General features: G+C 67.3%; 5 protein-coding genes and 1 pseudogene. 2 read left to right on the forward strand and 4 right to left on the reverse strand.

What is annotated here, in order from left to right; translation table 11 throughout:
* Both B2U11_RS00475 and B2U11_RS00480 read left to right on the forward strand, forming a co-directional pair.
* Positions 1-1,420 (forward strand): annotated as a pseudogene (locus B2U11_RS00475) (hypothetical protein); the annotation flags it as partial.
* Positions 1,421-1,780: 360 nt separating this feature from the next.
* Complete coding sequence (locus B2U11_RS00480; RefSeq protein ID WP_292069004.1) at positions 1,781-2,047, forward strand: hypothetical protein; 267 nt, start codon at positions 1,781-1,783, stop codon at positions 2,045-2,047.
* A gap of 6 nt (positions 2,048-2,053) precedes the next feature.
* Here B2U11_RS00480 and B2U11_RS00485 read toward each other — a convergent pair whose 3' ends face one another.
* The 4 genes from B2U11_RS00485 to B2U11_RS00500 all read right to left on the reverse strand — a co-directional run bounded on the left by B2U11_RS00485 (position 2,054) and on the right by B2U11_RS00500 (position 6,023).
* Entirely contained in the window at positions 2,054-3,004 is a 951-nt protein-coding gene (locus B2U11_RS00485) for a hypothetical protein (protein WP_292069005.1), read from the reverse strand.
* Positions 3,001-4,167, reverse strand: a complete 1,167-nt coding sequence (carA, locus tag B2U11_RS00490; RefSeq protein ID WP_292069007.1) for a glutamine-hydrolyzing carbamoyl-phosphate synthase small subunit — start codon at positions 4,165-4,167, stop codon at positions 3,001-3,003. Before carA ends, B2U11_RS00485 begins: the two co-directional genes overlap by 4 nt.
* 61 nt (positions 4,168-4,228) lie before the next feature.
* Entirely contained in the window at positions 4,229-5,680 is a 1,452-nt protein-coding gene (locus B2U11_RS00495; protein WP_292069008.1) for a cytochrome P450, read from the reverse strand.
* A 28-nt stretch (positions 5,681-5,708) separates the two neighbouring features.
* On the reverse strand, positions 5,709-6,023 hold the full coding sequence (locus tag B2U11_RS00500) for a type II toxin-antitoxin system RelE/ParE family toxin (RefSeq protein ID WP_292069010.1): 315 nt from the start codon (positions 6,021-6,023) through the stop codon (positions 5,709-5,711).
* Positions 6,024-6,182 lie beyond the last annotated feature (159 nt).

A 6,182-nucleotide genomic window follows, 5' to 3' on the forward strand; every position in this document is an offset into this window, starting at 1 on the left:
GGAGATCGCCTTCAAGACGGCGGAAATCAACGATCTGGACAAGCCGGAAAACCGCGATCTGCTGTCGCCGACGTGTCGCGTGCGAGCCGTGATCACAAAGGCCGCCCTGGCCGAGGGGTGGGATTGCCCGTTCGCCTATGTGCTGTGCTCCCTCGCCGCGAATGGAGCGGAGGGGGCCATGACGCAACTTGTCGGCCGTATCCTCCGCCAACCCCATGCGACCAAGACCGGCGTGGCGGCGCTGGACGAATGCTATGTCTATACGCACCGCGCGGACACCCGGCGTGTGGTGGAAGCGATCAAGGAAGGCCTGAGCCGTGACGGGCTCAGTGATCTGGTTCGCGACATCGTCTTGCCAGACGGCGGCGTGGGCGCTGCGTCGGTCAAGCGAGCCGTCCAGAGGCGCGACGCTTTCCGGACCTTCGACATCGCCCTGCCACAGGTCTTGTGGGCTGATCCTGGCCGGGCGCCACGGCTGATCGATCCGGAAACCGACCTTTATCCGCTGGTCGATTGGACGGCTTGTGACGTGGCGGGTTTCGCCGACGCGATCCCGATGGATGCGCGCACGGCAGAAAGCCAAGTGGTACGGCTTCGCACGGCGGTTGCGGCAGGGTTCGAGACGGAAACCCTCAAGACGGAAGAGGTCGAACGTCGCTTCGATCCGGCCTTTGCCGTGCGGATGATCGGCGATCTGTGCCCCAACCCTTTCGTCGGCCGAGCTGTGATTGGGCAGGTTCTGGATAGGCTGAACGGGCGCGGCTTTGATGATGCGCGGATCGGTAGGTTGTCCGGCTTCATCATCGACGAACTGCGTCGCCATTTGAGTGCCTGGCGTGACGGGCAGGCGGCGCGCATATTCCGGGATCGGCTGGCGGACGGCCAAATCCAGTTCCAGCTTCGCGGCGACGAGGGCGACTGGATCATGCCCGACCATGACTGGACCACCGCCGACGAAATGGCAGAGCAACTGACCGGGAGCGCCGGTGGTCCATTGCAGCGGAGCCTGTTCCTCCCGATCTACAAGGCGGACCTGAACCATGACGAGCGCAAGGTTGCGGTCTATCTGGACGATACCGCCGCTATCCGGTGGTGGCACCGCAACGGGACGAGCCGGAATAGCTATGCAATCAGGGGTTGGCGGCGAGGCAACGTCTATCCGGACTTCGTGTTCGCCGCCCTGAAGGGTGACAGCGGGCAACGGATCGTAGCCCTGGAATCGAAGGGCGATCAACTGGCCGGAAACATGGACACGGCTTACAAGACCGCCTTGCTCTCCAGTTTGTCCAAGGCTTGGGGTTCTAGGGAGACCACCGCCTTCGGCAGGGGCGAGGTCGATTTTGAAGCGGCGGTGGTGTTGTTCAGCGAGATGAACCTGAAACTGCCAGCGTTGATCACGGGCGATGACAAGGCGCCTTAGTGGCGCGTGCGGTCTAAGTCGCCAGCGACTTCGCAGCTGCAAAAAATACGGGTCCGCAGCCCACGCGGGGGCCTTATTGGGGGCCTGATGAAAATGTCGTCCGAGAAAAGTGAGTTAAAACGTATACTTATCTGGTGAATGTGTTGCCCGCAAGCCCACCTTTCCCGTTTTGCCTATCTATCGCCTCCTGCGGCAGGGCGGGCGTTAACCGTATGCTAACCATTTTGTCGGGATTGCGATGGTAACGTCATGGATTCACGACGTTTTTTGAACGCAGTTGGGAACTATCCACAGGGGTTGTGGTTAACCGAGTCGTAATGACGGCCGCAGAAGCGGCGCTTCTTCCCAGCAGAGATCCTGATGTTCATCGCCATCGCCCGTCCGGCGGTGGAGCCCCAAGGCCCCGACGCCGTCGCCGTCCCCGGCTCTCCCGCCATCGCCGAACTGTCGCCGCGCGCGCTGCATGCGCGCCTTCTGGAAAACGCCGCCCTGCGCCGGATGCGGGGCTTGGAGAGGCGGCGAGAACGGCGTTTTGACGACGCCGACTACTGGCTGCACGCGGCGCCGGCGGCGGTCAGAAAGGCCTGCGCCCTGCGCGAGGCGCGCAGCTTCGCCCCGCTTCCATAAACACGCCTAGCGCAGTTCCGGCAGTCGGCGCCGCAGCGACTCCCGCAGTCGATTCAGTCGGTCGCCGGAGGTGCGCGGCCGCTCGCGCCCGCGCGGCGGATAGCCTTCGGCCCAACGCGCGCGAACCGCGTGGAGCAGGTCGGGATGGCGGTCGTACTGATGCACGATCGGGCTGCGCGTGCCGTCCGGATTGACGATGCGGCCGTCGATCAGGCCCAGTCGGTCCGGCGCCGTCAGGCCGATGGTGGCGACCCGGCCGTAGTTGGGCACGACATCCATCTCCATCAGCCCCAGGTGGGCGGCCAGGTTGCAGGCGGCCTGATCGGCCCCGAAGGCGCCGCCGATTTCCGAGCGGGGAGTCGCGGCCAGGGTCAGGACCAGGCGGCAGAACCGCATCATCGCCTCGCGCGGCCCCATGACGGTGCCGACGCACAGGCAGGGCGCCCCCGCCAGCTGACGCGCGACATCCGCCCCGGCCAGGGCGGTCAGGTACTTCATGTTGAAGTCGTGCCGGCCCAAAGGTTGGTCTGCCTCGACGAAGACCTGAAGGCGCGCCGGCGACGGCTCGAATGGCGGGGCCTGGAAGACGACGTCGCGCACATCGGTGATCAACACCCCGCCCACGCCGGGCCAGCGCGACAGAAGATGATCGAAGGCGGCGAACCGCTTCATGACCGGGTGAGGGGACCAGCCATCGACGCACAGCGGCGCGATGGCCTCGACGCCGACCTCGTCCAGCAGGGCGCGGACATCGTCGCGCGGATCGACGACCAGGGCCGCCGGGCCTGAGAAGACGCTGCGCAGGGAGCGGACGAACGGCGCGATGTCGGCGGCGTCATAGCCGGTCGCATAGCCCAGGACGACATCGCCCTGAACCGACAGGTCCGGCGCCTCTGTGGGACGCCTCAACACCTGGGCCAGCCAGCCCAGATAGGCCGATCTGGCGCCGCCGCTCACCGGACGGCGGGCTCCATCAGTTCGGCGAAGCGGTCGAACAGATACAGGCTGTCGGTCGGCCCCGGAGAGGCCTCCGGGTGATGCTGGACGCTGAAGATCGGCTTGTCCTTGACGGCGATCCCGCAGTTGGTGCCGTCGAACAGGCTGACGTGGGTTTCGGTCACGGCGTCGGGCAGGCTGTCGCGGTCGACGGTAAAGCCGTGGTTCATCGAGACGATCTCGACCTTGCCGGTGGTCAGGTCCTTGACCGGGTGGTTGGCGCCGTGGTGCCCCTGATCCATCTTCACCGTCCGGGCGCCCAGCGCCAGGGCCAGCATCTGGTGGCCCAGGCAGATGCCCATCAGCGGCTTGCCGCTGGCGACCAGCTTGCGGATTTCCGGCACGGCGTATTCGCCGGTGGCGGCCGGATCACCCGGGCCATTGGACAGGATCACGCCGTCCGGATTGCGGGCCAGCACCTCTTCGGCCGTCGTCGTCGCCGGCACGACGGTGATCTTGGCGCCGGTCGAGGCCAGGGCGCGCAGGATGTTGCGCTTCACGCCGTAGTCGATGACCACCACGCTCTTGCCGCCGGCGACGGTGGGATAGCCTTCCGGCCAGTCCCACACGCCCTCGTTCCATTCAAAGGCCTGAAGGGTCGAGGCGGGCTTGGCCAGGTCCAGGCCGACCAGGCCGGTCCAGTCGCGCGCCTGGGCGACCAGGGCGTCGATGTCAAAGTTTCCGTCCGGGTCATGGGCGATGACGGCGTGGGGCGCGCCCTTGTCGCGGATCCGCTTGGTCAGGGCGCGGGTGTCGATCCCGGCAAGACCGACCACGCCACGCCGCTGCATCCAGGCGTCGAAGCTGGCGTCCGCGCGCCAGTTGGCCGGATCGGTCGGCGTGTCGCGGAAAATCGCGCCGCGCGCCGAGGTATCCGACCCGCCGCCCATCTGCTCGATGTCCTCGACGTTCGTGCCGACGTTGCCGACGTGGGGAAAGGTGAAGGCCAGAATCTGGCTCATGTACGACGGATCGGTCAGGATTTCCTGATAACCGGTCATGGCGGTGTTGAAGACCACCTCGCCCAGCGCCGAGCCGGTCGCGCCGACGCCGACGCCCTGAAACACGGTTCCGTCGGCGAGCACGAGAACGCCCGTGGCGCCCGGAAGGATCTTCGTTGTCATGGGGCGTGCTCCTACACCGAATCCGGGCCCAAATTCGGGCGACGGGCAAACGGGCGGGTGTTTATGGGGCGGGCGTCGCCCGGTCAATGGAGACGGGCTTGGAAACCTCGTTCCGGCCACGCCGCGCCCGCAGGCGAAGCCGCATCGGCTCGCGGCTGCGCAGGGTGATCTGATGGACCGGCCTGGGCTCGTCGCGGACCACGGATTCGATCTCCGCCACGCGCAGGATGGCGGCCAGGGCGATCATGGCCTCCTGCATCGCGAAGGCGGCGCCGATGCAGACGCGCGGCCCGGCGCTGAAGGGAATATAGGCGTAGCGGTCGATCGCCTTGCGGTTCTCGGGCAGGAAGCGTTCGGGCCGGAAGGCGTCGGGGTCGTCCCAAAGCAGCCGGTGCCTCTGCAGGATCCACGGCGAGATGATGACGGTGGCGCCGGCGGCGATCCGCTGGCCGCCGATCTCGTCCTCGGCCAGGGCCTTGCGCGCCATTGTCGGCGCGGGCGGAAACAGGCGCATGGTTTCTTCCAGCACCGCCCGGGTCCAGGGCAGGACCTCGGCCCATTTGGGATCGGAGACATCGAAGGCGTCCGCCTCGGCCTGGAGCCGGGCCAGGTGTTCGGGCTGGCGCGACAGCAGGTGAAGGGTCCAGCCCAGGGCGCGGGCGGTGGTCTCGTGGCCCGCCAGGATGAAGGTCAGGATGTTGGCGGCCACCTCCTCGTCCGACAGGCCCGCCCCGGTCGAATTGGGACCACCCGTCTCGTCGCGGGCCAGCAACAGGGCGCTGAGCAGGTCGTCGGGCGCGGCCTCACCGGCCTCGATCCGGGCGCGGCGCGCCTCGACCAGACGGGTGACGCGCTGCTCGAAGAAGCGCGCCGAGCGGACGCTGGCCAGGCGGCCCAGGCGCGGCGCCCAGTCCGGCGCGCCCAGCACGTCCAGCGGATCGATCCGCGCGCCATTGGCCAGGAACTGGTTCAGCGCCCGCTCAAACCCCTTGGCTTCTCCGCCCAGCTCGTCGGAGAACATGGTCGCCGACAGGATGTCGAAGGTCAGGCCCGACATCTCCGAATCGATGTCCAGCACCCGACCGCGCGCCGACAGCGACCAGGCGGCGACGCGCGCGGCGCAGACCTCGGCCATGCGCGCGTTCAAGGTCGCCATCCTGGCCGGGGTGAAAAGGGGCGCCAGGATGCGACGGGCGCGGCGCCAGGTGTCGCCCTCGGTCAGCAGCAGGCCCTCGGCCAGCATGGGCCCCAGCACCCGGCGCTGCAGGTCGCCCTTGACGTAGTTGGCCGCGTTCTCGGTTAGGACATGGCGCACCCCGGCGGGGTGACTGACCACCAGAATCTCGCCGAAGGCGCTGTGTCCATGCAACTGCGGCTCGTCGAAATGCCGTTCGGACCACATGCGGATCGGGTCGCGCCAGCTGATCCACAGGAAGGGCAGCAGCGACAGGGGCTTGCCCGCCCGCCGGGGCGGGATGGCGGGGCGGAAGACGGTTTCGGCGGTCGCGTCCATTCTGGCGATCCTGGTCACTGGCGCCGGTTCAGGCCGACGCGTCGTCCCTGAAACGGTCGATCTGATGCATCCGTTCATGCAAAACGATCACGATGCCGACGGTTCCGTCGGGAAGCCGTCGCCAATAGACGTAATGGCGCTCATGGCGCGTGTAGAAGCCTTCAACCCCAAACTCGGCGGGGACGGTGCGCGCGATCCGGCGTCCGGCCGCAATGTCTTCGAAGGCCGCGAAGAGGCCATGGATGTAACGGCTGGCCTGGCCCTCGCCCCAGATGTCATGGGTGTAGGCGTGGATTTCCCTCAATCGCCGCTCGGCCGTCGCGGAGACGCGAAAGCCGACCACGCTTATGCGCGCCCAACGTCGGCCAGGAAGGCTTGCGCGTCCAATGGGCGGTAGTCGGCGGCGGGCGCGCCGAAGGCCATGGTCAGCTCGGCCTTGAGGCGGTCAAACCGCTCACGTTCGACCCTCTCGCGGTCGCGCCGGATTAGGCTCCGGACTCAA

Origin of the sequence: Brevundimonas sp. UBA7534 (assembly GCF_002479325.1) — a bacterium.
In the GTDB taxonomy this organism is placed as follows: Bacteria; Pseudomonadota; Alphaproteobacteria; order Caulobacterales; family Caulobacteraceae; genus Brevundimonas.

Bases quoted from the DNA above. Each gene is read 5' to 3' on its own strand.
- B2U11_RS00480 (WP_292069004.1), top strand. From the start codon at position 1,781: ATGTTCATCGCCATCGCCCGTCCGGCGGTGGAGCCCCAAGGCCCCGAC.
- carA (WP_292069007.1), bottom strand. From the start codon at position 4,167: ATGACAACGAAGATCCTTCCGGGCGCCACGGGCGTTCTCGTGCTCGCC.
- B2U11_RS00495 (WP_292069008.1), bottom strand. From the start codon at position 5,680: ATGGACGCGACCGCCGAAACCGTCTTCCGCCCCGCCATCCCGCCCCGG.